The sequence below is a fragment of the Streptomyces monomycini genome, from assembly GCF_022271435.1.
GTDB lineage: Bacteria > Actinomycetota > Actinomycetes > Streptomycetales > Streptomycetaceae > Streptomyces > Streptomyces monomycini.
The window spans coordinates 364,232-390,659 of the sequence record NZ_JAFIQY010000002.1 but is presented as its reverse complement, the minus strand read 5'-3'; the positions used below and the strand labels follow the sequence as shown (position 1 = coordinate 390,659).

The following is a 26,428-nucleotide window of genomic DNA, read 5'->3' as shown; positions in this document are numbered from 1 at the left end:
CCCTTTACCCTTCCCGGCCGTCGCCGACACCCAACTCCTGCGCCAATACCGCCGCTTGCACCCGGCTGCGCAGCTCCAGCTTCCCCAGCAGCCGGCTGACGTGCGTCTTCACCGTGGCCTCCGCCATCGCCAGGCGCTCCGCGATGTCGGCGTTGGACAGGCCCCGGCCCAGGCAGCCCAGCACCTCGCGTTCACGGCGGGTCAGCGCGTCCAGGACGGCCGGGTCCGGCGCCGAGGCACCGGCGGGCCGCCGCACCGTACGGGGGTTGGCGAACTCCGCGATCAGCCGCCGGGTCACGGCCGGGGCGATCATCCCCTCCCCGGCGGCCACCGTGCGCACCGCGTCCAGCAGCGCCGCCGCCTCGCTGTCCTTGAGCAGGAAGCCGGCGGCCCCCGCCCGCAGCGCCCCGAAGACGTACTCGTCCAGGTCGAAGGTGGTCAGCACCAGGACGTCGGCCAGCTGCTCGTCGACGATGGCCCGGGTGGCCGAGACGCCGTCCAGCTTGGGCATCTGTATGTCCATCAGGACCAGGTCGGGCCGCAGTTCGCGGGCCAGCCGCACCGCCTCCTCGCCGTCCGCGGCCTCCCCGGCCACGTCGATGTCGGGGGCGGAGCGCAGGATCAGCGCCAGCCCGGCCCGTACGGCGGACTGGTCCTCGGCGATCAGCACCCGGACCGGGCGGCCGGTGGCAGCGGTCATCGTCGTTCTTCCTCCTCGCGGGCGGGAAGGGTGGCCCGTACCCGCCATACCTTGCCGTCGGCGTGCTCGCCGCCGTCCTCGGGACCGGCCTCGAACCGGCCGCCGAGCAGTTCGATCCGCTCCCGCATGCCGATCAGTCCGGCACCGGAGCCCGGCGCACGGGGGCCGGGCCGGTCACCGAAAGGGCTGGTGACGCAGACGGTGAGCGAGGCGTCGGAACCGTGGGCGATACGGACCACGACATCGCCGGGCGCGGCGTGCTTGAGGGCATTGGTCAGGGATTCCTGGACGATGCGGTACGCGGCCAGCTCCACCGGGGCGGGGAGCCGCGCGCCGCCGCCGTCCGCCCGGGCGTCCTCCAGGGTGAACGCCAGGCCGCTGCTCGACCCGTTGGCGCGGGCCTGCGCCAGGAGCGCTTCGAGCCCGTCCAGCGTGGGGGTGGCCTGCGCCTCCGCCGTGCCGTCGGAGCCCTTCGCGTCCCGCAGCAGGCCGATCAGGCGCCGCATCTCGGCGAGGCCCTGCACGCTGTTCTCGCGGATCACGCCGAGGGCCTCGCGGCTGGCGCCCGGGTCGTCGATGGACTGCGCGGCCGTGGCGTGGATGGCGATGGCGGACAGGTGGTTGGCGACCATGTCGTGCAGTTCGCGGGCCATCCGGGCGCGTTCGGCGATGATGGCCTGCGTACGGTCCATCTCGGCCAGCAGCGCGGTCTGTTCGGCCTCCAGGCGGGCGGCCCGGGCGGCGTTGCGGTGTTCGCGGATGATGACGCCGGTCCAGGCGGGACTGATGGTGATCAAGCCGACGCCGAGACCGAGCAGCAGGGCCTGCGGGTCGTGCAGGACCGCCACCGGGACGATGGTGGCGACGACGGTGAGCAGGACGCTGATGACCGGCACGCGCCGGGCGGTGCCCGGGGGCCCGTACAGCACCGCGGCGTAGACGATGTCGGTGAACATCACGATCGTGACGAGCAGCCCGCCGCAGCACACGTCGGCGACGAGCGCGACGGTCGCCAGGCCCAGCGCGGTGCGCGGAGCGGTCCGGCGCAGCAATTCGATGCCGGACAGGACGGCCAGCGGCACCAGGCCGAGCCAGGAGGGCACGTCCAGCAGCGGCGGGCTGCTGTGCAGTCCCAGTTGCCACAGCAGCAGACCGCCGAGCAGGCCGCCGACGGCGATGCACACGTCGTCGCGGTGCGGGCGCGCCAGGGCGGCGAAGGGTCTCGCGGTCACCCCTCCATCAAACACGGCGGCGCGGCCCGTCGCCTCCACGCCCCGGCCGAACCCGTGGCGCCGCGCGCTACATCGAAAGATGCAGCGCCGGATCATCGCGGGTGACGAGGTGACGGCCGGATTCCGGGGTGAGCCTGGAAGGGACAGGAAAGAAGGGGAGTCCCGTGATCGTCACACTGATCATCGTCTGCGAGGTCGGCTTCTGGGTGCTGCTGGCCGGCGGACTGGCCCTGCGCTACCTGGCGAAAATGCCGCGTGCCGGCGCCGCCGTCCTGCTGCTGGAACCGCTGCTGGAACTCGTCCTGCTGGTCGTCACCGCCATCGACCTCAAGAACGGTGCCGAGGCCGACTGGAAGCACGGGCTCGCCGCCGTCTACATCGGTTTCTCGGCCGCGCTGGGGCACCGCACGATCAAGTGGGTGGACGTCCGCTTCGCCCACCGTTTCGCGGGCGGCCCGCCGCCCGTACCGGCGCCGAAGTACGGCAAGGAGCGCGCGGTCTTCGAGTGGCAGTCGGCGGGCCGCTGGGTCCTCGCCGCGCTCATCGCGATCGGCCTGTTGCAGCTCGCGGCCTGGTACGTGGGCGACCCCGCCCAGACCGTCTCGCTGCGCGACTGGCAGACCAAGATGCTCTTCGTCATCGGTATCAACCTGGTCATCGCGGTGAGCTACACGCTGTGGCCGAAGAAGGCGCCGGAGGGGGAGCTGCCCCCGGGCGGCGCGGACGGCGCGGACGGCCACGAGCGTGCCCGCGAGGACGCCTGCCGGTAGCCGTCCCGGCGGTGCGCCTACCGGTAGCCGTCCCGGCGGTGCGCCTACCGCTCGCCGCCCGGCACCCACAGCACGTCGCCCTGCTCCTTGTTGGCCGTGCGGGCCAGGATGAACAGGAGGTCGGAGAGGCGGTTGAGGTAGGTGGCGGTGAGGTGGTTCATGGTGTCGCCGTGCATCTCCAGCGCCGCCCACGTGGAGCGCTCGGCGCGGCGGACCACCGTGCACGCCTGGTGCAGCAGCGCGGCGCCGGCCGTACCGCCGGGCAGGATGAAGCTGCGCAGCTTCTCCAGGCTCTCCAGGTAGTGGTCGCAGTCCGCCTCCAGCTTGTCGACGTAGGACTGCTCGACGCGCAGCGGCGGGAACTCCGGGTTCTCCACCACCGGCGTCGACAGGTCGGCCCCCACGTCGAAGAGGTCGTTCTGCACCCGGACGAGCACCGTGACGACGTCCTCCGGCAGCGAGCCGAGGGCGACGGCCACACCGATCGCCGCGTTGGCCTCGTTGGCGTCCGCGTAGGCCGCGATCCGCGTGTCGGTCTTGGCGGTCCGGCTCATGTCGCCGAGGGCGGTGGTGCCCTTGTCGCCGGTACGGGTGTAGATGCGCGTCAGATTGACCATACGGGCGAGCCTACGCCGCGGCCCTGCGGAAGGCGCGGGTGCAGACCGCCGCGGCCACCGCGGCGAGTCCGGCGGCGGTCAGTGCTCCGTACAGCACGGGCGTACCGGTGTAGTCGCCCACGTAGGCCGCGCGGACACCGTCCACGAGGTGGCGCAGCGGCATGAAGCGGGAGAGGACGTCCAGCCACCCGGGGGCCAGGGCCATCGGCAGCATCAGGCCGGACAGCAGCATCGTGGGCATGGTCGCGGCGTTGACGACGGGGCCGAACTCCTGCGGTGAGGAGACCTTCAGGGCCAGCGCGTACGACAGCGAGGACAGGGCGACGGCCGTCGCGGCGACGAACGCGAAGCCGATGAGGATGCCGCCGAGCGGCGCCCGCAGCCCCATCACCAGCGCCACCAGCACCAGAAGCCCCGCCTGGAACGTGAGCAGCACGGTGTCCCGCAGCACCCGTCCCAGCAGCAGCGCGAGCCGGCTGACGGGCGTCACCCGCATCCGCTCCACCACGCCGTACTGCTTTTCCAGAAGGATGGCGAAGCCGCAGAACGACGCTCCGAACAGCGCGAGTTGCAGCAGCAGGCCGGGCACCAGGACCTGCCAGGAACTGCCCTCGGAGGCCAGCGGCAGCTTCGTCAGCAGCGGGCCGAAGAAGAGCAGGTAGAGCAGCGGCATCAGGACGCCGAAGAGCATCTGCACCTTGGAGCGCAGGCTCTGCCGGGCATAGCGACCGAAGATCAGGGCGGTGTCGGACAGGACGGAGGTCATAGGGGTCTCCTGGAGGGCCGGGCGGTCAGACGGCTACGGGGGTGGTGTCCGCCGGGGCGGGGCCGCGCCCGGTGATCGCCAGGAAGGCGTCCTGGAGGGACGCGTCCGGCGAGCCTGCGTACGCGGTCTTGAGCGCGCGCGGGGTCCCTTCGGCGGCCACCACGCCGTTGTCCACGACCACCAGGCGGTCGGCGAGCGCGTCCGCCTCGTCGAGGTGGTGGGTGGTCAGGACGACGGTGGTGCCGAAGTCCGCCCGCAGCCGCCGGACCAGCTCCCACAAGGCGGCCCGGCTGCCGGGGTCGAGCCCGGTCGTCGGCTCGTCCAGGAAGAGCACCGCGGGCCGGTGCAGCAGGCCCATCGCGATGTCCAGCCGCCGCCGCTGCCCGCCGGACAGCGCGGCACACGGGCGGTCCAGCAGCCCTTCGAGGCCGAGGTCGTGAGCCAGTTCCCCGGCGCGGGCCGCGGCCCGGGCCTTCGGCAGGCGGTACAGCCGCCCCTGGGTCACCAGCTCCTCCCGTACGGAGATGTTCGGGTCGACACCGCCGGACTGGGCCACGTACCCGGTGGCGCGCCGCACCCCGGCCGGGTCGCGGACGAGGTCGCAGCCCGCCACCGTCGCGCTGCCGCCGGTGGGCGCGAGGAGCGTGGTGAGCATCCGCAGGGTGGTGGTCTTCCCGGCGCCGTTCGGGCCGAGCAGGCCGAGGATCTCGCCGTGCCCGACGGCGAGGTCGATGCCGCGTACGGCTTCGACGGTGCCGCGGTGGGCGGTGAAGGTCCGGGTCAGGCCGGACGCCGTGATGACTGCCATGCCGGACAGAAAAACAGAGCCACTGAAAAATTGCAACGCCCCCAAAAATCCAGAGACCCCAAGAAGGCGTACGATGCGGGGCATGGCAGAGGGACTCAGGGAGCGCAAGAAGCGGCAGACGCGCCAGCACATCTCCGACATGGCCACCGGCCTGTTCCTGGAGCGCGGCTTCGACGACGTGACCATCGCGGAGATCGCCGAGCTCTGCGAGGTCTCGGTCAACACCGTCTACAACTACTTCCCGGCCAAGGAAGACCTCTTCATGGACCGCGGTGCCGGACTGGTGGACCGCCTCGCGCGCTACGTACGCGGCCGGGACCCGGGCGAGTCGGCCGCCGCCGCCGTCCTGCGCGAACTGCGCGAACAGGTGGAGGCGGTCTCGCCCGCCGTCGGGCTGGTCGCGGGCTACGACCGCTTCCTGCGCGTCATCGAGGGCGCCGCCACCCTCAAGGCCCGCCTCTGGCATCTCCAGCAGGAACAGCTCACCCGCCTGGAGGAGACCCTCCGACAGGAGGCCCGCGCCGCGGCGGACGACTGGCTGCCGCTCCTGGTGGCCGGCCAGCTCAACTGGGTGCACGCCACCCTCACGGCCCACATCGCCCGCGCCATGATGGCCGGAAGGGCACCCGACGAGGTGTCACGCGAGGCGCTCGTACTGCTCGACGACCTGGAGGGCGCGCTCGGCGAACAGGTCCTCAACTATGCCGTGCGCGGCGGCCGATGAGCCCGTGCGGTGTGATGTCCGTCATCTGAGACGTGACGCGCATCTCTAACCCTCCTATCGATCGCCGCCGAGCGCTAACGTCACTGCCGAGAGCCGTCAGGTGTACAGCGTGTTAGGGGACAGCAAGTGGCAAAGAAGCTCGCCGTCATCGGAGCCGGACTCATGGGGTCCGGTATCGCGCAGGTCTCGGCCCAGGCGGGCTGGGAGGTCGTCCTCCGCGATGTGACGGAAGGCGCGCTGGCCCGCGGCAAGGGCGGCATCGAGGCCTCGTACGAGAAGTTCGTGAGCAAGGGCAAGCTGGCCGCGGCCGACGCCGAGCAGGCACTGGCCCGGATCACCACCACGACCGACCTGGAGGCGGCGGCCGACGCGGACATCGTCGTCGAGGCGGTCTTCGAGCGGATCGACGTCAAGCGCGAGATCTTTACGAACCTGGACAAGCTGGTCAAGGACGAGGCGGTGCTCGCCTCCAACACCTCGGCCATCCCGATCACCAAGATCGCCGCGGCCACCGGGCGCCCCGAGCGGGTGGTGGGCACGCACTTCTTCTCGCCGGTGCCGATGATGCAGCTGTGCGAACTGGTGCGCGGCTACAAGACCAGCGACGAAACCCTCGCCACCGCCCGCGCGTTCGCCGAGTCCGTCGGCAAGACCTGCATCGTCGTCAACCGTGACGTGGCCGGCTTCGTGACCACCCGCCTCATCTCGGCGCTGGTCGTGGAGGCGGCGAAGCTGTACGAGTCCGGGGTGGCCAGCGCCGAGGACATCGACACCGCCTGCAAGCTGGGCTTCGGGCACGCCATGGGGCCGCTGGCCACCGCCGACCTGACCGGCGTGGACATCCTGCTGCACGCCACCGACAACATCTACACCGAGTCGCAGGACGAGAAGTTCGCGCCGCCGGAGGTCATGCGGCGGATGGTCGATGCCGGCGATATCGGCCGCAAGAGCGGGCAAGGCTTCTACGAGCACTGATTCCGCGTCGGACGGGCCCGGACCCCGCACCGCGCTGTCGCAGCGTCAGGCGCCGCTCCCGGCACGGCCGGAAGCGCGGTGGCCGGGGCTCCGGCCACCGGCGGCACGCCCCCGCGGTGGCCGGCGCGCCAGGCGCACGGGTCCGGTGCCGTCACCCTCCGGGGTGAATTCGGTATCGGTTCGCTTACAGGCGGCAACTTCGCCGCACGAGAGGCAGTCAGTTCTGTAGACGTAACGATCGAGCACTCATCACCCGGGGAGCGCATATGCACATCAGGGGCGACCACGCCGAGCTGGTCGTCGGGGGCCGCCTCGACGTCCGCAGCGCGGCGGACGCCCGAACCGTCCTGCACGCCGCCGTCGACTCGGGCCAGGGCGATCTCGTACTGGACCTGACCGGGCTCGACTCGTGGGACGCCACCGGACTCGGTGTGATCATGGGCGCGCACCGCCGCGCCGGGCGGGCCAACCGCCGGCTCGTGCTGCGCGGCGTACCGCCGCAGATGCAGCGGCTGCTGGTCGCCACCCGCCTGCACCGCATCCTCGCCATCGAGGGCGGCATCGCGGCCGAGACCCTGCCGCGGGTCTGACGGCGCCGGCGGCAAGATCAAAAAGCCGCATACCCGAAGGATTCTCACAACACTGTGACGTTCCGGGCAGGAACGGACCCCGGCGCTTCGTAGATACTGGGCGAAGGTCTAAGGTTCGGTTTTCCGCCGTCCGGTTCGCCGCACGGCGGGCACCGGACCAGAAGCGGCGGCCGGGGAGCACCCCGGCCGGAGGCTGGGGGAGTGCGGACGGCCGGGACGCAAACGGTCGGTCGGCACGCCAAGCGCATCTGGGGGGCATTTCACCATGGACCCGAACACCAACCGGGGACCTGAGGAGTACGGCGAGCAGGACGCCCCTGCCACGACGCCGACGCCCGCGGCCGGCGGCTCCGCGGCCGCCCCCGGCGGGCTCGCGCGCACCGTGCAGCTCGTGTCGGGCCCCTACCTGCTCACCGTCAACCCGGTCGACGGCAGCGAGATCGAACCCTGCCCGCCCGGCGAGCAGCCCGCCGTCCCCGGCAAGCACGGCCCCGAGGAGCGCGCCGAGCTGGCCCGCGCCGCCGCCCCGCCCGCCGTACCGGTCTCGGCCGGCCGCCAGGGCGCCCTCCTGGAGCGCGCCGAGGAGACCGACCGGCTGGTGCGGCTGCTGTCGCGCGGCAGATCCGTACGGCTCACCGGGCCCTCCGGGGCGGGCCGTACCCGCCTGCTGGACGCCGTCGCCACCGCCTGCGAGGACCTGGCCCCCGACGGCGTCGTACGGCTCTCCGGTTACCGCCGCACGCCCACCGACGTGATGTACGAGCTGTTCGCCGCCGTCCACCGGGCCCCGCTGCACCGGCCCGACCGCGGCGAACTGCTGCGCCTGCTCGGCGAGGTCGGCGCCATCGTCGTCCTGGACGACCTGGAGTTCGGCGGCGCCGCGCTGGACGAACTGCTGGGCGCCACCCCCGAGTGCGCCTTCCTGTTCACCGCCACCCCCGACGTCGCCGCGCCCTCGCCCGGGTCCCACCTCGAAGAGGTCGCCCTCGGCGGCATCGGCCGGGAGGCCTCCCGCGAGCTGCTGGAGGGCGTCGTCGGCCGGCCGCTCACCGACGACGAGGCCGCGTGGGCCGCCGACCTGTGGTTCGAGTCCGAAGGGCTGCCCCTGCGCTTCGTCCAGGCCGGCGCCCTGCTGCGGCAGCGGCTCCGTACCGGCCAGGACTCTCTCGGCACGTACGGCGAGCGCTCCGACGACCCGGCCGGTGACGGCCACGGCGGCACCACCGGACCGCTGCCGACCGTCGCCGAGGCCGCCTCGCCCGCGCCGCTGATCGCCGCCGGGCTGAGCGAGGCGGCGCGCGAGACGCTGCGCTTCGCGGTCGCGCTGGGCGGCGAGCTGCCGCACCAGGCACACCTGCCCGCGCTCGCCCAGGACACCCACGCGGACGCCGCCCTCGGCGCGCTGCTGGACTGCGGGCTGATCACCCCGGCCGGAGGCCACTACCGGCTCGCGGCGACGGTGGAGGACCAGCTGACGGCCGCCGGGTACGACGACGGCGCGGGCGAGCGCGCCCTGACCGCCGCCCAGCACTACGCCTGGTGGGCGGGCCACCCCTCGGTCACGCCCGAGCGGGCCGCCGCCGAGGCCGACGCGATCCTGGCCGCGATGAACGTCCTGACCGGCAGCCGGGAGAGCGGCCACCCCAGCGCCGCCGTCCTGCTGGCCCGTACGGCCGCCCCGGCCTTCGCCGCCGCCCTGCACTGGAACGCCTGGGAGCGCAGCCTGCGGCACGGCGCCGAGGCCGCCCGCATCGCCGGGGAGGTCGCCGAGGAGGCGTACTTCCACCACGAGCTGGGCGTGCTCGCCCTGTGCACCGGCAACCTGGACCGGGCGCGGGCCGAGCTGGAGGCGTCGATAGGGCTGCGCGGAGTGCTCTCCGACCGGCGCGGCGCGGTCGCGGGACGGCGCGCGCTGGCCCTGGTCGCCGACCGCTCCGGCACGTTCACCCCGCCCGCCGGTACGGCCACGCCGGCCGGCGAGGAGATCCCGGACGCGCGGACGGAGGAGTCGGCCTCCCCGCCCGGCGGGGTGCCCGCCGCCCTCGCGTCGGCCCCGGCCGTCGACGCGACCGCACCCACCGTGGTCACCCGCGCCGTCCCCGGCAGCGGCACGGGCAAGGGCGGCGGCCGGACCGGCGGCCGCAAGGCCCTGCTGCTCGGCGCCCGGCGCAACCTGGTCGCCGCGGGCGCGGGCGCCCTGCTCGTCGCCGTCCTGGGCACCGTCGTCACCCTCGGCGCGGTGTCCGGGTCCGACAACGGCACGGGCGGGAAGGTCAAGACCGAGCAGTCCGCCCAGCCGGGCCAGGACGGCGACGGCATGCCCGCCGACCAGCCGGGCACCGGCAGCTCCCGCACCGGCCAGGGCAGCCGGCCCGGTACGGGCGGCCCCGGCTCGACGGTGCCGGGCACCGGCGGGCAGCCCACCGGCTCACCCGCCCCGAGCACCGGCGCCACGGACCCGACGACCGGCCGGCCCACGGACGGCAGCACGGACCCGACCACCCCGACGACGGGCCCGACCAGCCCGACCACCCGGCCCACCGACACGGACGAGCCCACCGGCAAGCCCACGGACGAGCCGACCGGCAAACCGACGGACAAGCCCACCGACAAACCGACGGACAAGCCGACCGACAAGCCCACGGACAAGCCGACGGACAAGCCGACCAGCCAGGAACCGACCGGGACCACCGGCAACCCGGCGCCCAGCAGCGCCAACGGCAGCAGCTCGGCGACCACCACCGGTGGCACGGACGTCTGAGCACAGCACGACGGCCCGGTACGGGACCGTCCGCCTCGTGGGCGGGCGTTCCGTACCGGGCCGTCGTCGTCCGTGCCGGCGGAGCGGCCGGGCTCACTCCCGGCGCCCTCGCCGGGAGCGGGCGGCGCCGCTCAGAACAGCCGCAGCTTGTCGTCCTCGATGCCGCGCAGCGCGTTGTAGTCCAGCACCACGCAGCCGATACCGCGGTCGGTGGCCAGCACCCGGGCCTGCGGCTTGATCTCCTGGGCCGCGAAGACCCCCTTGACGGGCGCCAAGTGCGGGTCACGGTTGAGGAGATCGAGATAGCGGGTCAGCTGCTCGACCCCGTCGATCTCGCCGCGTCGCTTGATCTCCACGGCGACCGTCGCGCCGTCCGCGTCCCGGCACAGGATGTCCACCGGGCCGATGGCGGTGGGGTATTCACGACGGATGAGCGAGTAGCCCTCGCCCAGTGTCTCGATCCGGTCGGCGAGCAGCTCCTGGAGGTGCGCCTCCACCCCGTCCTTGATCAGTCCCGGGTCCACGCCCAGCTCGTGGGCCGAGTCGTGCATCACCTCTTCCAGGGTGATGATGAGCTTCTCGCCCCCCTTGTTCTCCACCGTCCACACGCTGCCGTCGCCCTCCTTGAGGGTGCACGGCGGGGACATCCAGTTGAGGGGCTTGTAGGCCCGGTCGTCCGCGTGGATGGAGACCGAACCGTCCGCCTTCACGAGGATCAGGCGAGGGGCCGACGGGAGGTGGGCACTGAGCCGGCCCGCGTAGTCCACGGAGCAACGGGCAATGACGAGACGCATGGTGCGCCACGCTACTCGACCGGAGGCCGCCGACGCGATTCGCCCCTGAACGGCCCGCTCCGCCGGCGCCCGGTTGTCTCTGCAATCTCCTGGTGCGCGCCGGGTGCGCGGCATACCGTTGAAGCGGGGGGTCGTGATACGGACACGCTCCGTCGCGAACCCCCGTCCCATCCCTGAGGCTCCGTCCCGGCGGGGCCGCGAGAGGAGAACCTCATGTCGCTCGACGTCTCACCGGCCCTCCTCGAACAGGCCGAGCGAGGCGAGGTCGACGAAGCGGAATTTGTCGACTGCGTCCGGACCTCCCTGCCCTACGCATGGGGGATGATCAGCTCGCTGGTGGCCCAGCTGAAGGTGGACGGCGGCCAGTTCGCCGACAACCAGACGCCGCCGCCGGACGAGCGGGCACGCGGTCAGCTGCTGCGAGCACTGGCGAGTGACGCGATACGCGGGGCGTTGGAACGTCACTTCGGTGTGCGGCTGGCATTCCAGAACTGCCACCGGGTCGCGGTCTTCCCGCTCGACCCGTCGGCGGACGACAGGCTGGCCAAGTTCACCTCCGTCCGGGGCCAGCTGCTCAACCAGTCGCCGGAGCTGCGCGACTGCTGACCGAAGATGCTGCCGCTGCGCATGCGCGACGGAGGCCGTACGGCAAGGGTGCGCATGCGGCAGCATCGGCCGGCCGGCGCGGACCGCCGCGCCCCGTCCCGCACTCGCACCCGTAAGCGCGTCCGCATCCGGATCAGCCGAGCCGCGGCAACACCTCGGCGCCCAGCCGCCGTACGTTCTCCTCGGTGGCGGCCAGGTCGCCGGAACCCTCCACGAGCAGCGCGAAGCGCCGGATGCCGGTCCGCTCCGCCGAGGCCGCGAGCCGGTCGGCGCACCGTTTCGGCGGACCGACCGGATGCAGGTCGCACAGCAGCTCCGTGTACGCCAGCGGGTCACGCATGGCGCGGTGGCGGCCGTCGACCGTCTCGTGGGCCGCCAGCCCGCGCCGCAGCCAGCCCGGCATCGCCTTCGTGAGGACCTCGGCCGAACCCTGACGGGTGTCGCCGACCTGCACCACGCCGGCCGAGACGTGCTCCGCCGCCGCGACCAGCGCCGGGTCCCGCCCGGCCGCCAGCGCCACCCGGCGCCACAGCGCCACCATCTCCGCCTTGTCCTCGTCCCCGCAGTGCATCCCCAGCAGCATGGGCAGCCCGCGCTCGGCGGCCAGCCGCACCGACCGGGGTGAGGTGCAGGCGAGGATCACGGGCGGCCCGGACGGCATCTCCAGCGACTCGTCGGGCCGGGGTACGACGGCGACCTCCCGGAAGGAGTGACGTTCCCCCGCGGCGCCGACGCGCGGCTCGCGCAGCCAGCGCAGCAGCAGGTCCAGCGACTCGGGGAAGTGCTGCTCGTAAGCGGCCAGCCCGGAGCCGAAGACCTCCAGGTCCACCCAGGGGCCGCCCCGGCCGACCCCCAGCGTGAACCGCCCGCCGGAGGTCAGGTGCAACAGCGCCGCCTGCTCACCGAGGGCGACCGGATGCTGGGTCGGCAGCACGCTGACGGACGTGCCGACGCCGATCCGGTCCGTACGGCCCAGCAGCAGGGCGGCCAGCGTCGCCGCCGACGGGCACACCCCGTACGGCACGAAGTGGTGCTCCGCCAGCCAGACCGCGTCGAGCCCGGCCTCCTCCGCGACTTCGGCGGACCGCACCGCCCGGTGCAGTGCCTCCCCCTGCCCCTGACCGGGAAACTGAGCGGCCAGAATGAAAGCCCCAACACGCATCGCTCTTCTGCCTCCTCGCAGCCGACGCGACATCCCCCAACAGGCAACAACGGGTGACACGTGCCAAGGGCACGGCCTGCGGCGAAGTTTCCCGATGATCGCAGGATTGTGGCGGCCGACTACGCACCATGACGGAGCCGCGTAGGGTGGTGACGGCCCGTGACCCCGCAGATTTCCCGAGGTGCCCAGTGTCTCCGCGTCGAAACCGCCCTCGCGGCGGTGAGAAGCCAGCCGACCACGCGGGCGGGGGCCGCTACGGTCTGGAACGTACCGAGGAATGGCGCGGCGAGGAATGGGTCGTACGGCATCTGGGGGGCGGCGGGGCGGCCAAGCACTACCGGTGCCCGGGATGCGACCAGGAGATCCCGCCGGGGGTGCCGCACGTCGTCGCCTGGCCGCGGGAGGGTGACGTGGACGAGCGCAGACACTGGCACAAGGCGTGCTGGAACGCACGGGACCGCCGGAGCGCGCGGCTCCAGCGGTCCCGTAACGCGCCGAGGTACTGAGAGGCGTCAGACGTCGCGCTTCTCCAGCGCGGCGTACGCGCTGCCGAGGACGAGGGCGGTGACGCCCAGGAGGACCAGCAGCGGCTGCCAGCCGGACGGTCCATCGGGCATGAACGGCTGGTCGTAGAGGGCGGCGAGGTTGTTCGGGACCGAGTACTCGATCAGCTTGGTCGCGAACGCGCGCAGGCTGTCCGACCCGATCATGAACACGGCCAGCAGCATGGGCAGCAGGACCAGGCCCGTCATCGCGCTGATCGCGCCGGCCGAGTGCCGCAGCAGCGTGCCGACCGCCAGCGAGAGCAGGCTCAGCAGGGCCACGAACAGGCCGGAGCCGACCGTGGCCCGCAGCCACTGGTCACCGGTGGGCGCCGGGCCGTTGAGCATCCCCACGTGGGCCACCGCGACCAGCGCGTTGGAGACCGTGGTGACGACGAACGTCAGCGCGAACAGCACGATCGCCTTGGCCGTCAGCACCCGGACGCGGCTCGGGCAGGCGGTGAACGTCGTACGGATCATGCCGGTGCCGTACTCCGAGGCGATCACCAGCACGCCGAGGGGGATGACGCACAGCGTCCCGAGCAGCAGGCCGAACCAGGCGAAGCCGAGCACCGGGTCGACCTCCCGGGTCGGGCCCGCGAGGAACACCGACATCAGCAGCCCGAGGCCGACGTTCAGCAGGACCAGCACGCCCAGCGTCCACATCGTGGAGCGCACCGAGCGGATCTTCGTCCACTCGGAGGTGAGCGCGTGCCCCAGGGTGGTCCGGCGCACCGGGATCGGCGAGACGTAGGCCGGGCCGGTGCCGCCGGGGCCGGCGGCCTGCCAGGCGGCCGGGATCTGCTGCTGGTGGGGCGGCTGCTGGGCCTGCTGAGCCTGCTGGGGCGCGCCCTGCTGGTATGCCTGCTGGTGCTGTGCGGGCTGGTGCGGCTGCTGGTACGGCGCCTGCTGCGGCGGGGGACCGGCGGGCGGCTGCTGGGCCTGGAGCGTCATGGTGCCCGCGTCCCTGGGCGCGCCCTGGGGGGCCTGCGGAGCGGGCGGGCCCTGCGGGGCCTGGGGCCCGGGCGCACCCTGCGGGACCTGCGGCGCCGACTGGGCCTGGAGCATCATCGTCCCGGCCTCCTTGCCGGGCGCGGCGGCCGGCGGCTGCTGGGCCTGGAGCATCATCGTGCCGGCCTCACGGGCCGGCGGCTGCGCCGGGGGCTGCTGCTGGGCCGGAGGCTGCTGCCCCGGCTGCTGCGGGTGCGCGGCCAGCGGCCGGGGCTCCGGCTGCTCGGCGGGCGGCTGCGGGGCGGGCTGCTGTGCGGGCGGCTGCGGGGCCCCCGCCGCGGGCGTCGGGCCGGTGCCGGGCGCCTCGGTGTCGTGCGGCTCAGGCTGTGGCTGCGGCTGCTGAGGGCTGGTCATCGGGCGTCCTCGGTGTGCGGCTCGGAGATGTCGGCGGGGGCGGCGGGCTGGGCGGCGGGCGGCATCGGTGCCGGGGCGGCGGCCTGCGGGCCCGGCTGCGGCTGCCCGTACGGGTTCGGGTGTCCGTACGGCGAGCCCTGGCCGGCCGGCGGCGGGTAACCCTGGCCCGGCGCGCCGCCGGGCCCCTGCGCGTACGGGTTGGGCTGTCCCTGGGCCCCCGGGTGCGGCTGCCCCGGGTGGCCGGGCTGACCGTACGGGCCCGGCTGCGGCGCTGCGTACCCCTGCGGCGGCTGCCCCGGCACACCCATGCCCTGCGGCGCGTGGCCGGGTGCCTGCTGCTGGAGGCCGGCCCGCTGGTCGGTCGTCGAACGGTAGTCCACGACACCCTGCGTCAGCTGCATGTACGCCTCTTCCAGGGAGGCCTGATGCGGCGACAGCTCCCACAGGCGGATGTCCGCGTCGTGCGCGAGGTCGCTGATGCGGGGCAGCGGCAGCCCGCTGACGCGCAGCGCGCCGTCCTGCTCCGGTACGACCTGGGCACCTGCCTCGCCGAGCAGCGAGCCCAGCTTCTCGCGCAGCTCCGGCTCGGTGTCCGGTGTACGGACGCGGGCGAAGTCGGCGGAGTTGGCCGAGATGAAGTCCTTGACCGACATGTCGGCCAGCAGCTGGCCGCGCCCGATGACGATGAGGTGTTCGGCGGTCAGCGCCATCTCGCTCATCAGGTGCGAGGAGACGAAGACCGTACGGCCCTCGGCGGCCAGTTGCTTCATCAGGTTGCGGACCCACAGGATGCCTTCGGGGTCCAGGCCGTTGACGGGCTCGTCGAAGAGCAGCACCTGCGGGTCGCCGAGCAACGCCGCCGCGATGCCCAGGCGCTGGCCCATGCCGAGGGAGAAGCCGTTGGAGCGCTTGCGGGCGACGTCCTGGAGGCCGACCACGCCGAGTACTTCGTCGACGCGGCGCGCCGGGATGCCGGAGAGCTGGGCGAGGCAGAGCAGGTGCTGGCGCGCGCTGCGGCCGCCGTGCACCGCCTTGGCGTCGAGCAGGGCGCCGACGTGCCGCGGGGCGTTGGGCACCTGGCGGAACGGGATGCCGCCGATGGTGACCCGCCCGCTCGTCGGGGTGTCCAGCCCCAGGATCATGCGCATCGTCGTGGACTTGCCGGAGCCGTTCGGGCCCAGGAAGCCGGTGACGGTGCCCGGACGCACCTGGAACGACAGGTTGTGCACGGCTGTCTTGGCGCCGTAGCGCTTCGTCAGACCGAATGCCTCGATCATTCTCCGCCCCTCAGAAATGGTTCGGGGCAGAGGTGCTCTCGTACCCCCGTGAGGGTTAGGAGGTTATCCGCAGGCTGACGGTTCCCGTCAAAACGCGGACCGGGCCGAGGGGCGCCGCGCTCAGGCGTCGCGCCGTTTCAACAGCAGGTATCCGCACAGCAGGGCGGCCACCGTCCACGCCAGCATGATGGCGAACCCGCCCCACGGCCCGTACGGCACCTCGTCACCGGCCGGCGCGACCACCTGCATGACCTTGTGGCCGGCCTGGTCGGGGAGGTACCAGCCGATCTTCTCGGTGGCCGAGACGTTGCCCAGGATGTTGGAGATCAAAAAGAAGAACGGCATCAGGATGCCCAGCGCCGGCATGGGGCTGCGCAGCATCGTGGCCACCCCCATCGAGAACACCGCGATCAGCGTCATGTACAGCCCGCCGCCCACCACGGCGCGCAGGACGCCCGGGTCGCCGAGGGACGCCGCGTGCGTGCCGAGCATGGCCTGTCCGACGAAGAAGGAGAGGAAGGCCGTCACGAAGGAGACGACGAGGGCGAGCAGGGCGGCGACGGCGACCTTGCCGAAGAGGAAGGTGCCGCGCTGCGGTACGGCGGCGAGCGAGGTACGGATCATGCCGGTGCTGTACTCGTTGGAGACCACCAGCACCCCGAAGACGATCATCGCGAGCTGGCCCAGGCCCATCCCGGCGAAGCTGATGTTGGTGGGGTCGAAGGCGATCCGGTCGCGGGGGGACATGGTGCCGAAGTCGTTCGAGGCGAGCAGGCAGATCAGCGCGCCCAGCGCGACCGTGACGACCAGCGCGATGCCCAGTGTCCACACCGTGGACCGCACCGACCTGATCTTGGTCCACTCCGAGGTCAGGACCCGGGAGACGGCGGCCATGGTCAGGACCCCCGCTTCTGGTCGCGCCAGCCGGCGCCCCAGCCGCCGCCGGGCGGGGTGTCCGGGGGCGGTGCTTCCGGAGTCCCCGGCGTTCCCGAGGCTCCCGGCGTCCCCGGCGCTCCCGGAGGCGGCGGAGCGTCCGGAAGGCCGTCCTCCGGCGCCGCGGGCCGTGGCTCCGCCGAGTGCGCGTGGTACTCCACCGATCCTGCGGTCAGCTGCATGAACGCTTCCTCCAGGGACGCCTGCTGCGGGCTCAGTTCGTGCAGGACGATCCGGTGCCGGGCGGCCAGCTCGCCGAGGTCGGCGGCGCTCACCCCGTCGATCTCCACCGCCTCGCCGGCCGGCGCCGCCGGGTGCCCGGCGTCCCTGAGCACGTCGAGCAGCCGCTCGCGCTCCGGCGACCGCATCCGTACGTACGCGCGCGAGTTCTCCCGGATGAACCGCGCCATCGAGGTGTCCGCCAGCAGCCGCCCCTGGCCGATGACGACGAGGTGTTCGGCGGTCAGCGCCATCTCGCTCATCAGGTGCGAGGAGACGAAGACCGTACGGCCCTGGGCGGCCAGACCCTTCATCAGGTTGCGGATCCAGTGGATGCCCTCGGGGTCGAGCCCGTTGACCGGCTCGTCGAACATCAGGATCTCGGGGTCGCCGAGCAGGGCGGCCGCGATGCCCAGGCGCTGGCCCATGCCCAGGGAGAAGCCGCTGGAGCGCTTTCCGGCCACCCCGGTGAGTCCGACGGTGTCCAGCACCTCGTGGACGCGGGCGCGCGGGATGCCGTTGCTCTGGGCCAGGCACAGCAGGTGGTTGAAGGCGCTCCGGCCGCCGTGCACGGCCTTGGCGTCCAGGAGGGCGCCGAGGTGCTTCAAGGGGGTGGGCAGCTGCCGGTAGTGCCGCCCGTCGATACGGACCCGTCCCGACGTCGGGTGGTCCAGGTCGAGCATCATCCGCATGGTCGTGGACTTGCCGGCGCCGTTGGGGCCGAGGAAGCCGGTGACGATCCCGGGCCGCACGGTGAAGGTCAGCCCGTCCACGGCGAGCTTGTCGCCGTAACGCTTGGTCAGCCCCTCGATCTCGATCATGTACAGCACGCTAAGCGGGGGCCGGTGCCCCCGCATCTCGGGCGCAGCGGACATCACGCGCCGGGGCCACCGGTCGCCGGAACGGCCCCGTACCCGTCCGGTACGAACCCCGTACACCCCTCGTGCGACCGGTCGTACGACGGTCAGCGGATCTGCTGAAAGCATTCCGCCCGCCCGGCCTCCGGGGAGAGGCGGGCGGGCGGAAAACGTCCGTGCCGTGGTGCGCGGTACCGGCCGTCACGGGTGCGGGCCGCGGGAGCCCACCGGCCGCACCGGCGTCACCACGACGAACGGCGCCTCAGCGCGACTGCTGCGCCGGGACGCCGCGGGAGATGGGCTCCTCGTCCGCCGGGGTTCCGGCCGCGGCGACCGCCGCTCCGGTGAGCGTCGCGAGCATCTCGCGGACGTTCGTCAGCTGGGCGTTGATGGAGTCCCGGCGGTTGGTCAGCGCCGCCAGCTCCCGCTCGGACTCGCTGCGGATCCGGTCCGCCTTGGCGTTCGCGTCGGCCACGATGTCCTCGGCCTGGCGCTGCGCCGTCTCCACCGTCTGGCGGGCCCGGCGCTCCGCGTCCGTCCGCAGCTTCTCGGCCTCCAGCCGCAGCTGCTCGGCCCGGTGCTCGATCTCCGCCAGCCGCTTCTCGGCCTTGGCCTGACGGGAGGCCAGGTCCCGCTCGGACTGCTCACGGCGCTTGGCGAGATTGGTCTCGAAGTCCGCCGCGGCCTGCGCGGCCTTGGCGCGGGTCTCCTCGAAGAGGGAGTCCGCCTCCTCCCGCTTGGACTGCGCGTCCTTCTGCGCCTCGGCGCGCAGCGCGGTCGCCTCGCCCTGCGCCTTCTCGACGATGCGGGAGCCCTCGTCCTCCGCCTTGGCCTTGCGGTCCGTCGCGAACTGCTCGGCGTCGTTACGGACCTGCTGGGCGGCCGACTCGGCCAGCTCGCGGTGCTGCTCGGCGGCCCGCCGGGCCTCCTCGCGCAGGTCCTTCGCCTCTTCCTCCGCGAGCCGGAGGATCTTCTCCACGCGCGCCCCGAGGCCCGCGTAGGACGGTTCGGCGTCGTTGACCTGGGCCTGGGCGTTCTGCGTTTCGAGGTGCAGCTCCTCGATCCGCTTCTCCAGCGAGGTGATACGGGCCAGGGCGCTGTCGCGGTCGGCGACCAGCTTCGAGATGCGGTCGTCCACCTGACCGCGGTCGTACCCACGCCGCACGAGCTCGAAGCCGTAGGGGGAGGAAGTGTCGCTCATGGGGTTCCTGTCGAAAGAGACCGGTGAGGTGATAAAGGGAATCCTAGGGGCCGCAACGGCGTGTCATCGAGTCATTGCACGGTTGGAGTGGAGAATGGCCCCTCATTCGGGTGGCTACCCCTCAGACTGCTTGCCACTCGAACGAGTTGCGCCCGCCCCCGCCGCGGCCTTCGCCCCGTCCTTGCCGCCACCGTTGGCCGGGGTCTCGAAAGACTCCAACGCCTCCAGCACGTCCTGGACACGGGAGATCTCCGCGTTGATGTCCTTGCGGCGCCGCACCAGCACCTCCAGCTCCCGCTTGCCCTCCTCGACGATCTGTTCCGCCTCCGCGCGGGCCTCGGCGCGCAGCCGCTCCGACTCCCGTACGGCCGCGGCCTTCTTCTGCTCGGCCTCCTTGAGCAGCCCCTCCGCCTTCTTCACCGCGGCGATCCGGACCTTGCTGGCCTCGCTGCTGGCGTCCGACACCATCCGCTTGGCCTTCTCCTCGGCCTCCGCCTGCTGCTGCGTGGCCTGCGCGATCAGCTTGTCGACCCGCTCGCCGGCGTTCTTCATCGTCTCCGACGACTCGCGGCGGGCCCGCTCGTGCAGCTCCTCGACCTCGCTCTCGATACGGGCCCGCAGCTCCTCGGCGCGGTCCCTTATCGCGGTGGCGTCCCCGCGGGCCTCGCTCAGCAGGACGTCCGCGTCCGTACGGGACTTCTCGACCCGCGCGTTGCCCTCGGCGGTGGCCTCGGCGACGATCCGGTCGGCCTCCTTGCGGGCCGCGCCCACCATCCGGTCGGCCTGCTCCTCGGCGGCGGTCGCCGACTTCAGCGCCTCCTCCTGGGCCTTGGCCACCAGCTGGTCGGCCTGCTCGGCGGCGTCCGCGCGGCGCTGCGCGGCGTCCTTGCGTGCCGCGTCGACGGTCTGCTCCGACTCCTCCAGCGCCTCGGTGCGCAGCCGGTCGGCCTCCGCCTCGGCCGCCTCCTTGATCCGCTCGGACTCGGCACGCGTACGGGTGGCGTGCTCCTGCGCCGAGGTGACGGTGTCCGCCGCCTCCGCGCGCAGCCGGTCCGCCTCCGCGGTGGCCTCGGCGATCATCCGGTCCGCCTGCTCGCGGGCGTCCGCCCGGGTGCGGTCGGCGTCCCGCTCGGCGCCCGCGACGGTCTCCGCCGCGTCCGCGCGCAGCTTCTCGGCCTCGCTGCCGGCCTCGGACATCAGCTGGTCGGCCTGCTCGGCGGCGTCCGAACGGGTCTTGTTCGCCGCCTCCCGCGCCGCGTCGCCGGTCCGCTCCGCCTCCTGGCGCGCGGTCTCCAACGCCTCGGCGGCCTCGGCCCGCAGCCGCTCCGCCTCGGCGGTCGCCTCCGCGACCAGCTCCGCGGCCCGCTGCTCGCCCTCGGCCCGCAGCCGCTCGGCGGCCTCCTTGCCCTCGCGCACCGTGCGGTCCGCGTCGTCCTGCGCCGAAGAGGTCAGCTCGGTCGCCTCGGTGACGATCCGTTCGGCCTCCGCGCGCGCCTCGGTGAGCAGCTGGTCCACCTGTTCGGCGGCGTCCGAACGCATCCGGTTGGCGTCGTTGCGGGCCTCCGCGCGGGCCCGGTTGGCGTCCTGCTCGGCCGAGGCCAGCGCGTCGGACGCGTCCGTACGCATCTGCTGCGCCTTGGCGGAGGCGTCCGCCACCATCTTCTCGGCCTGCGCGGTGGCCTCCGCGACCAGGCTGTCGGCCTGCTCGGCGGCGTCCGTACGGGCCTTGCCGGCCGCCTCGCGCGCCTCGTCGAGCGTGCTCTCGGCCTCCGCGCGCAGCCGGTCCGCCTCGGCGCCGGCCTCCGTGCGCAGCCGGTCGGCCTCCGCGATGGCCTCCGCGACCGTGCGGTCCGCCAGCGCCTTGGCGGCCTCGGCCTCCTCCTGGGCCTCGCGGCGGGTGCGGCCCGCGTCCTCGGCGGCGCGCTCGCGCTCCGCGTAGGCGTCGGCCCGTACCCGGTCGGCCTCCTCCTGCGCCTCGGTCCGCGTACGGTCCGCGGCGTGCTCGGCCGCCGAGCGCAGCCCGGCGATCTCCTCCTCGGCCTGCTCGTGCAGCCCGGCGACCGCGTCCCGCACCTGCTGGGCGGTCTGCTCGGCGGCGGTGACCAGCTCGTCGGCGCGCCGGTCCGCCTCCTCGACCAGCCGCTCCGCCTCCTCCTGCGCCTCGGCGACCCGCTTGCGGGCCGAGGCCAGCAGCTCCTCGCTCTGCTCGCGCGCGGCCGTGCGCTCCTGGTGGGCCTCCTCGCGGGCCTCGCCGAGCAGCTCCTCGGCCTCCCGGCGGCGGCGGGCCGCCTCCTCCTGGGCGGCGGCCAGCGCCTCGGCGGCCTCGGCACCCGCACGCTCCGCGGCGGCCGCGGCCTCCGCGCGCACCCGGTCCGCGGTCTCCTGCGCCTCGGTCTTCAGCCGCTCCGCCTCGGCGGCGGCGTCACTGCGCAGCCGTACGGCGACGGACTCGCCCTCGGCACGCGCGGCGGACGCGTCGGTCGCCGCCTCCGAGCGCAGCCGCTCGGCCTCGTCCTCGGCCTGCTGCTGGAGCACCCGCAGCCGCTCCGCGGACTCCGCCTTGAGCTTGGCGGCCTCCTCCTGCGCCTCCCGGCGCAGCTTCTCGGCCTCGCCACGCGCGTCGTGCAGCGCCTCCTCGGCAGCGGTGACCTTCTCGGCCGCCTCCGCCTGGAGCCGGTCCAGCTCCTCCTGCACCTCGGTGCGGCGCTCGGCGGCGGCCTCCTCGGCCTCCGTACGCAGTTGCCGCGCGGCCTCCTCGGCCTCCGCCTTCAGCGCCGCGGCGGCCTCCTCGCTCTCGCCGCGCAGCTCCTCGGCCTCCGCGCGGGCGCGCTCCAGCACCTCCTCGGCCTGCTTGCGCAGCGCCGTGGCCCGCTCGATGGCCTCGGTGCGGACCCGCTCGCTCTCCGCGCTCGCGCCCGAACGTGTCTCCTCGGCGTCCGACTTCGCCTTGGCCAGCAGCTCCTCGGCGGTGGCGGCCGCCTCCTCGATCTGCTGGACCGCCTCGCGGCGCGCCTCGGCCCGGATCCGGTCGCCCTCGTCGACCGCCTCGGACCGCAGCTGCTCGGCCTCGCCGCGCAGCCGCCGTGCCTCCTCCTGGAGCTCGACGGTCTTGGCGCGGTACTCCTTCGTGTCGTCCTTGGCGGCGCCCTTGAGCTGCTCGGCGGTGTCGTGCGCCTCACCGCGCAGCCGGTCCGCCTCGGCCTCGGCCTCCCGGCGGACCCGCTCGGCCTCCTCGGCGGCGGCCTTCGTGGTGGCCTTGGCGTCCTCCGACGCCTTGGTCAGCACCTCCTCGGCGGTCCGCGCGGCCTTCGCGAGCTGCGCCGCGGAGTCCTCCGCCGCCTTGGACCTGGCGGCCTCCTGCGCCTCGGCGACCAGCCGCTCGGTCTCGGCACGGGCGTCCGCGCGCAGCTGCTCGGCCTCCGCCTTGAGGGCGTCGGCCTCCTTCGTGGCCTCGGCGACCAGCCGGGCGATCTCCGCCTTGGCGGTCCGCAGCCGCTGCTCCTGGTCCGACTCGGCGGCCGACAGGCGTTTGGCGGCGCTCTCCTGCGCCTCGGTGACCAGCTTCTCCGCCTCGGCGCGGGCCTCGCGCAGCGCGCGGTCGGCCTCCTGGAGCCGTTCCTCGGCGGTCTTCGTCAGCTCGGCGGACTGCCGCCGCGCCTCCTCGGACTCCGTACCGACACTCGTACGGAGCTGCTCGGCCTGTTCGGTGGCCTCCTGGGCCTGGCTGGAGGCGGCGTTCAGCAGCCGCTCGGCGTCCGTACGGGCCCGGCGCAGGACCGCGTCGGCCTCGGCGCGGGCCTGCTCGGCCTCGCTGCCCAGCCGGGCACGGGTCTGCTCGGCCAGCCGCTGCGCCTCGGCGCGGGCGGCGGCCAGCGCCTGCTCGGCCTCGGCCCGCGACTCGTCCATGAGACGGCGCGCCTGCGCCTCCGTACGGGCCCGCAGCTGTTCCGCCCAGGCCACGTTCTCGTTGACGTGCGACTCGACGGTCTGGCGGCGCTCGTTGAGCTCCTCGTCCAGCCGGCGGCGGCGCTCGACCGCCTCGGCGTGCAGGTCGGCCTCCATGCGCGCCTGGCGCTCGGCCTGCTCCTGCAGCAGCCGCTGCGTCTGAGCACGCGCCTCGCGCACCTCGCGCTCGGCGTCGGTACGCAACTGGTCGGCCTGGATCTGGGCGTTGCGCAGCAGCTGCTCGGCCTGGTGGCTGACGTTGTCGTAGGCGGGGCGGGCCGCGATGGTGCGCCGCGCCTCGTGGAGCTTGGCTCGCAACACCTCGACCTGGTACCCGAGGTCGTCGGCGTGCTGGACCGCCTTGTCCCGCTCCGTCTTCAGCCGCTCCATCTCGGCCTCGAACTGCGAGAGGTGGTCGTCAGCCTCGTAGCGGTCGTTGCCCCGCACTGCGCGGTCCCATCCGTCCCCTGGTCATGGTGGCGGCCGGCTCCCATCTGCTCGTTCCGCAGCCCGAAATGCCTCGTGCCGGGCGCGTGCTGGAGCTGACCCTTCCGAAGAAATGGTGTCAGATCATCGGCGGAGTGTGGACCGGGCCCCGACCCGGCCCCCGGCCGAAGATGCACTCTACCGGCCGGGGAAGGGAAAGGTCAGTGCTCTGTCGTGGAGGGAGACGTGGAAGCGGGGGCGGAGGTTCCCTCGTGAGGGGCCGCGGTGACCAGTTCGGTCAGGACGCCGTGGCAGTCCTTGGGGTGCAGAAAAGTGATCCGCGACCCCATGGAACCGGTGCGCGGCTCGTCGTAGAGCACCCGCACCCCCTTGTCCCGTACGGCCGCGGCGTCCCCGTCCACGTCCGCCGTGCCGAAGGCGATGTGATGCACGCCTTCCCCGTTCTTGGCGAGCCACTTGCCCACCGCGGAGTCCGCCCGGGTGGGTTCCAGGAGCTGGAGGTACGAGGCGCCGCCGTCCGACGTATCGTTGATCTTCAGCATGGCCTCGCGGACGCCCTGCTCCTCGTTGACCTCGGTGTGGAACACCTCGAAGCCGTACGTGGCGCGGTAGAACTCGACGGTCGTGTCGAGGTTCTCGCAGGCGATCCCGATGTGGTCGATTCGCGTCAGCATGGCTCCAGTGCACCGCCCGCACGCGTGGTTACGCAACGTGCGCGCGATCACACCCGCAGCCCGGTGACCCGGCGCCTACCCCTCAGTACATTGACGGGAACCCTCGTTAACCTCCCTGTACAGGAAGGGCCGCGCTGATGTCGACAGCGAACGGTACGTCCAGCACCACCTCCGTGATCGTCGCGGGCGCCCGTACCCCCATGGGCCGCCTGCTGGGATCCCTGCGCAGCTTCTCCGGCGCCGACCTGGGCGGGGCGGCCATCAAGGCCGCGCTGGACCGGGCGGGCATCGGCGGCGACCAGGTGCAGTACGTGATCATGGGTCAGGTGCTGCAGGCCGGCGCGGGCCAGATCCCCGCCCGCCAGGCCGCCGTCAAGGCCGGCATCCCGATGAGCGTGCCGGCGCTGACCGTCAACAAGGTCTGCCTCTCCGGCCTGGACGCCATCGCCCTCGCCGACCAGCTGATCCGGGCCGGCGAGTTCGACGTGGTCGTGGCCGGCGGCCAGGAGTCCATGACCAACGCGCCCCACCTGCTGCCCAAGTCCCGTGAGGGCTTCAAGTACGGCGCCGTCGAGATGCTCGACTCGATGGCCCACGACGGACTCACCGACGCGTACGAGAACGTCGCCATGGGCGAGTCCACCGAGAAGCACAACACCCGCCTGGGCATCGGCCGCGCCGAGCAGGACGAGATCGCCGCCCGCTCCCACCAGCGGGCCGCCGCCGCCCAGAAGAACGGCCTCTTCGAGGCCGAGATCACCCCCGTGGAGATCCCGCAGCGCAAGGGCGAGCCGGTCGTCTTCAGCAAGGACGAGGGCATCCGCGCCGAAACGACCACCGAGACCCTGGCCAAGCTGCGGCCCGCCTTCTCCAAGGACGGCACCATCACCGCCGGCACCTCCTCCCAGATCTCCGACGGCGCCGCCGCGGTGGTCGTCATGAGCAAGGCCAAGGCCGAGGAGCTGGGCCTCGACTGGATCGCCGAGATCGGCGCCCACGGCAACGTGGCGGGCCCGGACAACTCCCTCCAGTCCCAGCCCAGCAACGCGATCCGGCACGCACTGGGCAAGTCCGGCCTCTCGGTCGAAGATCTTGACCTGATCGAGATCAACGAGGCGTTCGCGGCGGTGGCCGTGCAGTCAATGAAGGATCTCGGGGTGTCCCCGGAAAAGGTGAACGTCAACGGCGGAGCCATCGCGCTCGGTCACCCGATCGGCATGTCCGGCGCACGCATCGTGCTCCACCTCGCCCTGGAACTGCGGCGGCGCGGCGGCGGTGTCGGCGCGGCGGCGCTGTGCGGCGGCGGTGGTCAGGGCGACGCGCTGATCCTCCGCGTACCGGGCAAGTAGCCGGAGCGCGGGGGACGGACCGGGCGGTACGACCCGCCCGCTCCCGTCACCCGGCGTGACCGTGGAATCCGTGGAAACCGAGCTGGGAGGAGCTGGGCCGTGGTGGACGTCCCCGCACTGGTGGAACAGGCACGACAGGGCCGGCCGCGGGCCGTGGCCCGGCTGATCTCGCTGGTGGAGGGCGCGTCCCCGCAGCTGCGCGAGGTGATGGCGGCACTGGCCCCCCTGGCCGGCGGCGCGTACGTCGTCGGCCTCACCGGCTCGCCCGGCGTCGGCAAGTCGACCTCGACGTCCGCCCTGGTCAGCGCCTACCGGCGGGCCGGCAAACGGGTGGGCGTGCTCGCCGTCGACCCGTCCTCCCCGTTCTCCGGCGGCGCCCTCCTCGGCGACCGCGTCCGCATGTCGGACCACGCGTCCGACCCCGGCGTCTACATCCGCTCCATGGCCACCCGCGGCCACCTGGGCGGCCTCGCCTGGGCCGCGCCCCAGGCCATCCGGGTGCTGGACGCGGCCGGCTGCGACGTGATCCTCGTCGAGACGGTGGGCGTCGGCCAGTCCGAGGTCGACATCGCCGGCCAGGCCGACACCACGATGGTGCTGCTCGCACCGGGCATGGGCGACGGCATCCAGGCGGCCAAGGCCGGAATCCTGGAGATCGGCGACGTCTACGTCGTCAACAAGGCCGACCGCGACGGCGCCGACGCGACGGCCCGCGAGCTCAACCACATGCTCGGCCTCGGCGAGGCCCGCGCCCCCGGCGACTGGCGCCCACCGATCGTCAAAACGGTCGCCGCCCGGGGCCAGGGCACCGACGAGGTCGTAGAGGCCCTGGAAAAACACCGCGCCTGGTCGGAAGAACACGGCACCCTCGCGGAACGCCGCCGCACCCGCGCGGCCCGCGAGGTCGAGACGATCGCGGTCACCCGGCTGCGGGAGCGGATCGGGGATCTACGGGGGGACCGGCGCCTGTCCGTCCTGGCGGAACGCATCGTGGCGGGCGAACTGGACCCGTACGCGGCGGCGGACGAGCTGGTGGCGGGGGTTACGGGGGAGGAGGCGGGGGGCTGAGCGGAGCGTCGGCGAGGCGGGTCGCGTGGGCCCACGCTCATCGCCG

Annotated in this window: 23 protein-coding genes; 9 read left to right on the top strand and 14 right to left on the bottom strand. The window is 73.3% G+C overall.

Going from position 1 to position 26,428, the window contains the following annotated elements; all coding sequences use genetic code 11:
* Window positions 1-4 precede the first annotated feature (4 nt).
* Window positions 5-700: a response regulator gene (locus tag JXZ78_RS04320; protein WP_030022183.1), complete on the bottom strand. Its 696-nt coding sequence runs from the start codon at window positions 698-700 to the stop codon at window positions 5-7.
* On the bottom strand, window positions 697-1,932 hold the full coding sequence (locus tag JXZ78_RS04315; protein ID WP_030022181.1) for a sensor histidine kinase: 1,236 nt from the start codon (window positions 1,930-1,932) through the stop codon (window positions 697-699). Before JXZ78_RS04315 ends, JXZ78_RS04320 begins: the two co-directional genes overlap by 4 nt.
* 164 nt (window positions 1,933-2,096) lie before the next feature.
* Here JXZ78_RS04315 and JXZ78_RS04310 point away from each other — a divergent pair, with 164 nt between their 5' ends.
* A complete protein-coding gene (locus tag JXZ78_RS04310; protein ID WP_050502744.1) occupies window positions 2,097-2,702 on the top strand; it encodes a hypothetical protein in 606 nt (201 codons plus the stop codon).
* 44 nt (window positions 2,703-2,746) lie between these two features.
* Here JXZ78_RS04310 and JXZ78_RS04305 read toward each other — a convergent pair whose 3' ends face one another.
* Genes JXZ78_RS04305 through JXZ78_RS04295 form a run of 3 tightly spaced genes read right to left on the bottom strand, consistent with a single transcriptional unit; the run spans window position 2,747 to window position 4,893 of the window.
* The gene (locus JXZ78_RS04305) at window positions 2,747-3,319 is read right to left on the bottom strand and encodes a cob(I)yrinic acid a,c-diamide adenosyltransferase (RefSeq protein WP_030022179.1); all 573 of its coding nucleotides are present in this window, start codon (window positions 3,317-3,319) and stop codon (window positions 2,747-2,749) included.
* A 10-nt stretch (window positions 3,320-3,329) separates the two neighbouring features.
* Window positions 3,330-4,085: an ABC transporter permease gene (locus JXZ78_RS04300; RefSeq protein ID WP_030022178.1), complete on the bottom strand. Its 756-nt coding sequence runs from the start codon at window positions 4,083-4,085 to the stop codon at window positions 3,330-3,332.
* Between the two features lie 25 nt (window positions 4,086-4,110).
* The gene (locus JXZ78_RS04295) at window positions 4,111-4,893 is read right to left on the bottom strand and encodes an ABC transporter ATP-binding protein (RefSeq protein WP_030022177.1); all 783 of its coding nucleotides are present in this window, start codon (window positions 4,891-4,893) and stop codon (window positions 4,111-4,113) included.
* Window positions 4,894-4,975: 82 nt separating this feature from the next.
* Here JXZ78_RS04295 and JXZ78_RS04290 point away from each other — a divergent pair, with 82 nt between their 5' ends.
* The 4 genes from JXZ78_RS04290 to JXZ78_RS04275 all read left to right on the top strand — a co-directional run bounded on the left by JXZ78_RS04290 (window position 4,976) and on the right by JXZ78_RS04275 (window position 9,943).
* Window positions 4,976-5,617, top strand: coding sequence for a TetR/AcrR family transcriptional regulator (locus JXZ78_RS04290; protein WP_030022176.1), 642 nt, complete (start codon window positions 4,976-4,978; stop codon window positions 5,615-5,617).
* Between the two features lie 126 nt (window positions 5,618-5,743).
* The gene (locus JXZ78_RS04285; protein ID WP_030022175.1) at window positions 5,744-6,592 is read left to right on the top strand and encodes a 3-hydroxyacyl-CoA dehydrogenase family protein; all 849 of its coding nucleotides are present in this window, start codon (window positions 5,744-5,746) and stop codon (window positions 6,590-6,592) included.
* A gap of 266 nt (window positions 6,593-6,858) precedes the next feature.
* Entirely contained in the window at window positions 6,859-7,182 is a 324-nt protein-coding gene (locus JXZ78_RS04280) for an STAS domain-containing protein (RefSeq protein WP_030022174.1), read from the top strand.
* Window positions 7,183-7,447: 265 nt separating this feature from the next.
* The gene (locus JXZ78_RS04275; protein WP_033038716.1) at window positions 7,448-9,943 is read left to right on the top strand and encodes an ATPase AAA; all 2,496 of its coding nucleotides are present in this window, start codon (window positions 7,448-7,450) and stop codon (window positions 9,941-9,943) included.
* A 131-nt stretch (window positions 9,944-10,074) separates the two neighbouring features.
* Here JXZ78_RS04275 and nucS read toward each other — a convergent pair whose 3' ends face one another.
* Entirely contained in the window at window positions 10,075-10,737 is a 663-nt protein-coding gene (nucS, locus tag JXZ78_RS04270; protein WP_030022172.1) for an endonuclease NucS, read from the bottom strand.
* Between the two features lie 213 nt (window positions 10,738-10,950).
* Between nucS and JXZ78_RS04265 the strand changes: the two genes are divergently transcribed.
* Entirely contained in the window at window positions 10,951-11,343 is a 393-nt protein-coding gene (locus tag JXZ78_RS04265; protein WP_030022171.1) for an SCO5389 family protein, read from the top strand.
* A gap of 133 nt (window positions 11,344-11,476) precedes the next feature.
* Here JXZ78_RS04265 and JXZ78_RS04260 read toward each other — a convergent pair whose 3' ends face one another.
* Window positions 11,477-12,505, bottom strand: a complete 1,029-nt coding sequence (locus JXZ78_RS04260) for an LLM class flavin-dependent oxidoreductase (protein ID WP_030022170.1) — start codon at window positions 12,503-12,505, stop codon at window positions 11,477-11,479.
* Between the two features lie 188 nt (window positions 12,506-12,693).
* On the opposite strand from JXZ78_RS04260, the gene JXZ78_RS04255 reads away from it, so the two are divergent.
* Window positions 12,694-13,011, top strand: a complete 318-nt coding sequence (locus tag JXZ78_RS04255; RefSeq protein WP_078624473.1) for an Rv1322 family protein — start codon at window positions 12,694-12,696, stop codon at window positions 13,009-13,011.
* Between the two features lie 6 nt (window positions 13,012-13,017).
* Here JXZ78_RS04255 and JXZ78_RS04250 read toward each other — a convergent pair whose 3' ends face one another.
* From JXZ78_RS04250 to mce, 7 genes are all read right to left on the bottom strand, one after another.
* Window positions 13,018-14,412, bottom strand: coding sequence for an ABC transporter permease subunit (locus JXZ78_RS04250; RefSeq protein ID WP_238782656.1), 1,395 nt, complete (start codon window positions 14,410-14,412; stop codon window positions 13,018-13,020).
* A complete protein-coding gene (locus JXZ78_RS04245) occupies window positions 14,409-15,689 on the bottom strand; it encodes an ABC transporter ATP-binding protein (protein ID WP_030022168.1) in 1,281 nt (426 codons plus the stop codon). The genes JXZ78_RS04250 and JXZ78_RS04245 overlap by 4 nt, the downstream gene beginning before the upstream one ends.
* A 120-nt stretch (window positions 15,690-15,809) precedes the next feature.
* Entirely contained in the window at window positions 15,810-16,583 is a 774-nt protein-coding gene (locus JXZ78_RS04240) for an ABC transporter permease (protein ID WP_030022167.1), read from the bottom strand.
* Between the two features lie 2 nt (window positions 16,584-16,585).
* On the bottom strand, window positions 16,586-17,662 hold the full coding sequence (locus JXZ78_RS04235) for an ATP-binding cassette domain-containing protein (protein ID WP_078624475.1): 1,077 nt from the start codon (window positions 17,660-17,662) through the stop codon (window positions 16,586-16,588).
* A 298-nt stretch (window positions 17,663-17,960) separates the two neighbouring features.
* Window positions 17,961-18,899, bottom strand: coding sequence for a coiled-coil domain-containing protein (locus tag JXZ78_RS04230; RefSeq protein ID WP_030022165.1), 939 nt, complete (start codon window positions 18,897-18,899; stop codon window positions 17,961-17,963).
* Window positions 18,900-19,013: 114 nt separating this feature from the next.
* A complete protein-coding gene (scy, locus tag JXZ78_RS04225) occupies window positions 19,014-23,291 on the bottom strand; it encodes a polarized growth protein Scy (protein ID WP_030022164.1) in 4,278 nt (1,425 codons plus the stop codon).
* Between the two features lie 200 nt (window positions 23,292-23,491).
* A complete protein-coding gene (mce, locus tag JXZ78_RS04220; RefSeq protein ID WP_033038712.1) occupies window positions 23,492-23,965 on the bottom strand; it encodes a methylmalonyl-CoA epimerase in 474 nt (157 codons plus the stop codon).
* Between the two features lie 173 nt (window positions 23,966-24,138).
* Here mce and JXZ78_RS04215 point away from each other — a divergent pair, with 173 nt between their 5' ends.
* Window positions 24,139-25,314, top strand: coding sequence for an acetyl-CoA C-acetyltransferase (locus tag JXZ78_RS04215; RefSeq protein WP_030022162.1), 1,176 nt, complete (start codon window positions 24,139-24,141; stop codon window positions 25,312-25,314).
* Between the two features lie 99 nt (window positions 25,315-25,413).
* Complete coding sequence (gene meaB, locus JXZ78_RS04210; protein ID WP_030022161.1) at window positions 25,414-26,382, top strand: methylmalonyl Co-A mutase-associated GTPase MeaB; 969 nt, start codon at window positions 25,414-25,416, stop codon at window positions 26,380-26,382.
* Window positions 26,383-26,428 lie beyond the last annotated feature (46 nt).

What these genes read in the sequence shown, in the direction of transcription:
- JXZ78_RS04300 (WP_030022178.1), bottom strand. Translation starts at nt 4,085, where the DNA reads ATGACCTCCGTCCTGTCCGACACCGCCCTGATCTTCGGTCGCTATGCC.
- JXZ78_RS04275 (WP_033038716.1), top strand. Translation starts at nt 7,448, where the DNA reads ATGGACCCGAACACCAACCGGGGACCTGAGGAGTACGGCGAGCAGGAC.
- JXZ78_RS04230 (WP_030022165.1), bottom strand. Translation starts at nt 18,899, where the DNA reads ATGAGCGACACTTCCTCCCCCTACGGCTTCGAGCTCGTGCGGCGTGGG.
- JXZ78_RS04260 (WP_030022170.1), bottom strand. Translation starts at nt 12,505, where the DNA reads ATGCGTGTTGGGGCTTTCATTCTGGCCGCTCAGTTTCCCGGTCAGGGG.
- JXZ78_RS04235 (WP_078624475.1), bottom strand. Translation starts at nt 17,662, where the DNA reads ATGATCGAGATCGAGGGGCTGACCAAGCGTTACGGCGACAAGCTCGCC.
- JXZ78_RS04295 (WP_030022177.1), bottom strand. Translation starts at nt 4,893, where the DNA reads ATGGCAGTCATCACGGCGTCCGGCCTGACCCGGACCTTCACCGCCCAC.
- nucS (WP_030022172.1), bottom strand. Translation starts at nt 10,737, where the DNA reads ATGCGTCTCGTCATTGCCCGTTGCTCCGTGGACTACGCGGGCCGGCTC.
- JXZ78_RS04290 (WP_030022176.1), top strand. Translation starts at nt 4,976, where the DNA reads ATGGCAGAGGGACTCAGGGAGCGCAAGAAGCGGCAGACGCGCCAGCAC.
- JXZ78_RS04320 (WP_030022183.1), bottom strand. Translation starts at nt 700, where the DNA reads ATGACCGCTGCCACCGGCCGCCCGGTCCGGGTGCTGATCGCCGAGGAC.
- JXZ78_RS04240 (WP_030022167.1), bottom strand. Translation starts at nt 16,583, where the DNA reads ATGGCCGCCGTCTCCCGGGTCCTGACCTCGGAGTGGACCAAGATCAGG.
- mce (WP_033038712.1), bottom strand. Translation starts at nt 23,965, where the DNA reads ATGCTGACGCGAATCGACCACATCGGGATCGCCTGCGAGAACCTCGAC.
- JXZ78_RS04265 (WP_030022171.1), top strand. Translation starts at nt 10,951, where the DNA reads ATGTCGCTCGACGTCTCACCGGCCCTCCTCGAACAGGCCGAGCGAGGC.
- JXZ78_RS04250 (WP_238782656.1), bottom strand. Translation starts at nt 14,412, where the DNA reads ATGACCAGCCCTCAGCAGCCGCAGCCACAGCCTGAGCCGCACGACACC.
- JXZ78_RS04305 (WP_030022179.1), bottom strand. Translation starts at nt 3,319, where the DNA reads ATGGTCAATCTGACGCGCATCTACACCCGTACCGGCGACAAGGGCACC.
- JXZ78_RS04280 (WP_030022174.1), top strand. Translation starts at nt 6,859, where the DNA reads ATGCACATCAGGGGCGACCACGCCGAGCTGGTCGTCGGGGGCCGCCTC.
- JXZ78_RS04245 (WP_030022168.1), bottom strand. Translation starts at nt 15,689, where the DNA reads ATGATCGAGGCATTCGGTCTGACGAAGCGCTACGGCGCCAAGACAGCC.